Origin of the sequence: Pseudoalteromonas sp. ESRF-bin5 (genome assembly GCF_002632075.1) — a bacterium.
GTDB lineage: Bacteria > Pseudomonadota > Gammaproteobacteria > Enterobacterales > Alteromonadaceae > Pseudoalteromonas > Pseudoalteromonas marina.
Genome location: NZ_NTLW01000185.1, coordinates 1 through 3,681 on the forward strand (window position 1 = coordinate 1; position 3,681 = coordinate 3,681).

Genomic DNA, 3,681 nt, shown 5'->3' on the forward strand with positions numbered 1-3,681 from the left:
AAGTGGTGGAGGGAGCTGGATTCGAACCAGCGAAGGCTGAGCCGTCAGATTTACAGTCTGATCCCTTTGGCCGCTCGGGAACCCCTCCACACTATTTTTGTTACATTTGGCCCCACTTAACTTAGCGGTAAGAAAAGTGGTGGAGGGAGCTGGATTCGAACCAGCGAAGGCTGAGCCGTCAGATTTACAGTCTGATCCCTTTGGCCGCTCGGGAACCCCTCCAATGCAACGGCGCAGATAATAGCAAAATGTGCCTTTAAGTAAAGAAAAAAGCTAAAGAAAATTTAAATAAAGCCGATAAATATTCATTACTCATTCCAATCGGCTAAAGTCTATGCAAATCGATGATTTGTTAATCACAGAGCAGCAATTAAGTACTCGGTTAAACCAAAGTGTACATGCAGACCGCCGTGGTGAATTTTCATTGCTGTTAGCAATGCTTTCACAAGATGCTTTAGATTTTAGTCAATTTCATTTACCTAAAAGTGAAATTGAAGATAACACAACTCAAGAGGCGCAGTTAAGAGAGCAATTAGGAGCAGGACCAAAGCAGCCATTAGCACCCAGTGAATTTAATATGCTAATTGGGCAGTTTAATGCACAGCGTTTGTCTTCGGTTGGTGAGAATAAAGGCATGGCCGATATAAAGCTAAATCAGTGTTTAAACCCTGAGCCCTTTTCGATTAGAGATGATGTAAACCACATACCCCTACCCATTATAGATAATTGTGAACTTGCTGTGCGCAGGCGTTTACAAAAAGACGAAATAGAAATAGATAATCCAAAAATGGATGTCGCAGGCTTTTATGACGTTCTAACAGACGTAAATCAGCGTGAACCATTACATTTGACGATGGCATAATTTATGATTTCATCAAATAGTGTCTAGTTACACTACCCATCACTGATTAAATTTTACGACTGCACCAAATCCGAATTGACTAAAAATTGATTTAATGTAAAAAAAGCATCCAAAAATTAAATGCAATTGCTATAATGGCTACAAATGGTATGACATGAATGCCGTTATCATTAAACCAAGGTAATTAGGAACGTAATGAAGAAAACATTCACGCTAAATCACGAGAAAATCAAATACCCTCGTATGGTTGATGCTGCAAAGCATGAAGTGAAAAAATATTTGAAAAGAGAGCGCAACAAAACTCTACCAGAAGATGCAGATTATTGGGCATTTGACTGTAAGTTTGGTAAAACGGTTGAAGATGCGCAAGTGGTTCATGTAGCTGAAATCAGCAACTGTATTAGCGATATTGAAAAGCAAGAATTGATGTCTTTTTACTTAGAAATATTGGCAAAACCTGCACAGCGTCAACAGCTAGACCTTGATAACGACGAGTAATAATTAGCGTTTGTGCATATCAAATTATTTAAATGGGCCATTGGCCCATTTTTTATGCCTATAGATTACCTTCAAGCTTTTTTCTTTTGAGCTAGCTCAAAGTATTTTACATCGTTTTAGGGCTTTAACTGTTAAATTGTTATTAATGCTACATTTCCCTCAATATTAACCACTTCATTAATAGAGTTAGTACTAAATCTAAAAGGTTATAAAGGGAGTTGTGTTTAATAAATTTACGAAGCTATGCATTAAATGTGAGTATTTAATTAGCAACGGAGTGAAGTAAATAATGTACTTCACTTAAAAAGAGGGGATTACGCGCTATGGCATTTTTTGTATTTTTTTGCGCTGCCACAAGGGCAATCATCATTCCTGCCAACTTTTATATCAGCGACCGGAAATATAATACCATCGAGATATCGCCACTGGTGTTGCTCTTTTATAAATTGAGAGCGCTCATGTAACACACAATATAGGTTTTGATAAAAATAGGTAGCTTTAAACTCAACGACCCCTTTATTTTCATCGCTGTTTGTTTCAATAACAGATAAGCTTACAAATCGACAACTGGTCGCAAATTCTTTAATTTCATTTACAGGGTTTTCAGCTTGCTTTTCACTTGCATATGTTTGGTATACGTATTTAGCATTTTTTTGTACGTAAGCTGTATACCTAGAGCGCATTAACTGCTCGGGTGTTTCTGCTTGTTTATCACCTAATAGCAGTGGTTCACAGCAATCTTCGTAATTTTTTTGGTTTCCACAAAAGCAAGTGTTGATATTTAAATAATTCATAATTGTTACATAAGATTTAAAACATCATTTTAGCAAGCTTGCTGTATGTAAGGTATATCAAGTACGTCAGAATTTTTAGTAAAACAGTATAACTTTGTTTTTGTGTTACTTAAGTTAAGCGATAAGTTGCTCAATAACTGATTGTTTAACATATCAGTCCATGTAATGACCGCTGCAAAGTTACCATTATGCAGTGCGCTACGCAGTACATATTCTAGATTTACTAAATGCTTTTGCCTAATGACTAATAGTTTACTTGTGTCTATTGAACATGAATCAAGCAAAGCTTTGCTAGGAACATGATCTGGTGCGATTAACAAAGTCCAAGCATTTAAACTATTGTACTGGTGTAGCACCTTTAACAGCTCAAACGTTGCCGATATATCATCTTCGATTTGAATCACGTTAACACAATCAGATAGTTCGTCTTGTTGATAGCTTTTTACTGTTCTTACGGTTATTGGCTGTAACATATCATCTCGCTCACTGGGTTTATATACAGTACACATATACAGTAGTTTATACAGTGTTATGGCGCAAGTGTTTTTTTGCTATTTTTTTATACAAATTTATATTCTATTTTTAAGGATATGTATTTTAATGTTTATATTGTTGATATTTATCGCTTTTATTTAAATTGGAATGTTAGTGGGTGAGTGTTTTTTATACAGGTTGAAAAGGTTTGCTTACGTTTTTTATAAATTTAAATTATAGCTCTGTATTGTATACAGTACTTTTACGAGCTAAGTTTCGGGCTTTTACTAAGGGGCAGGGGGGATTAAATGGGCATATTGTAATTGATGAATTTGTTCATATAAACTGGCTGCATAACATTGGGCATCCTTAAAACGCTTTGTTTCTATATATTTTCTTAAATCAGCAAGCGCAACTGTAGCTGGCTCATGACCCTGGCTACTCGATAAGCTAAGCCAAGCAACTCCATGAAATACACTTTGTGGAACACCTTGGCCTTTTACAAAAAACAAGCCTAAATAAAATTGCCCTCGGTGATCACCTGACATTGCCGATAAACGCATCCACTTTGCAGCTAAAGCAGGCTGGTTATTTTTTAAATAATATAGCGCCTTATTCAGCGTACTTTGTTGAGAGTTTTCATTTTCAGGTGACGAATTAGTATCGCCTGGTTGTGTCACAAAAGACAAAATATTGTCTAATTGTTGTTCTAAATCATAACCTGTTGGTGTGGTTTTTATCATATGCTGTCATTCGGTATAGTTAACTACTTCAATAGTTTAGTATATCGCAAGGTAAAATGTCCTGAAAAATATACTTTTTATGATAAAATCTCGCTACTTTTTATTGTTGTAAGTTCATTATGTTAGAAGCTTTATTTAAAATTAACGAAAATGGGTCCACGGTTCGTCGAGAATGCATCGCCGGAATGACTACTTTTATCACAATGGTTTACATTGTATTCGTGAACCCTGCGATGTTAGCAGAAGCGGGAATGGATCAAGGTGCTGCTTTTGTTGCTACTTGTATTGCTGCTGCAATAGGTTGTTTTAT

General features: G+C 36.0%; 5 protein-coding genes, 2 tRNA genes and 1 pseudogene. 3 read left to right on the forward strand and 5 right to left on the reverse strand.

The annotated features are described in order from the left end of the window. Positions 1-3: 3 nt before the first annotated feature. Together BCG07_RS11210 and BCG07_RS11215 are read right to left on the reverse strand one after the other, a co-directional pair. Positions 4-88: transfer RNA gene (locus BCG07_RS11210), tRNA-Tyr, on the reverse strand. Positions 89-137: 49 nt separating this feature from the next. After that, positions 138-222 (reverse strand) — tRNA-Tyr (locus BCG07_RS11215). Positions 223-334: 112 nt separating this feature from the next. On the opposite strand from BCG07_RS11215, the gene BCG07_RS11220 reads away from it, so the two are divergent. Then, entirely contained in the window at positions 335-862 is a 528-nt protein-coding gene (locus tag BCG07_RS11220; RefSeq protein ID WP_039036723.1) for a VC2046/SO_2500 family protein, read from the forward strand. A gap of 195 nt (positions 863-1,057) precedes the next feature. Then, positions 1,058-1,360, forward strand: coding sequence for a DUF6172 family protein (locus BCG07_RS11225; RefSeq protein WP_006792356.1), 303 nt, complete (start codon positions 1,058-1,060; stop codon positions 1,358-1,360). Positions 1,361-1,674: 314 nt separating this feature from the next. Here the strand turns inward: BCG07_RS11225 and BCG07_RS11230 are convergent, their stop codons facing one another. The 3 genes from BCG07_RS11230 to BCG07_RS11240 form a co-directional block, all read right to left on the reverse strand. Continuing rightward, entirely contained in the window at positions 1,675-2,154 is a 480-nt protein-coding gene (locus BCG07_RS11230) for a YchJ family protein (RefSeq protein ID WP_286890187.1), read from the reverse strand. Between the two features lie 29 nt (positions 2,155-2,183). Beyond that, positions 2,184-2,627 carry a SulA-like leucine-rich domain-containing protein gene (locus BCG07_RS11235; protein ID WP_006792358.1) on the reverse strand — a complete coding sequence of 148 codons (444 nt, stop codon included), beginning with the start codon at positions 2,625-2,627 and terminating at the stop codon, positions 2,184-2,186. Between the two features lie 288 nt (positions 2,628-2,915). After that, positions 2,916-3,371, reverse strand: coding sequence for a tetratricopeptide repeat protein (locus BCG07_RS11240; RefSeq protein WP_243533265.1), 456 nt, complete (start codon positions 3,369-3,371; stop codon positions 2,916-2,918). A gap of 119 nt (positions 3,372-3,490) precedes the next feature. On the opposite strand from BCG07_RS11240, the pseudogene BCG07_RS11245 reads away from it, so the two are divergent. After that, positions 3,491-3,681 (forward strand): annotated as a pseudogene (locus BCG07_RS11245) (solute carrier family 23 protein); the annotation flags it as partial.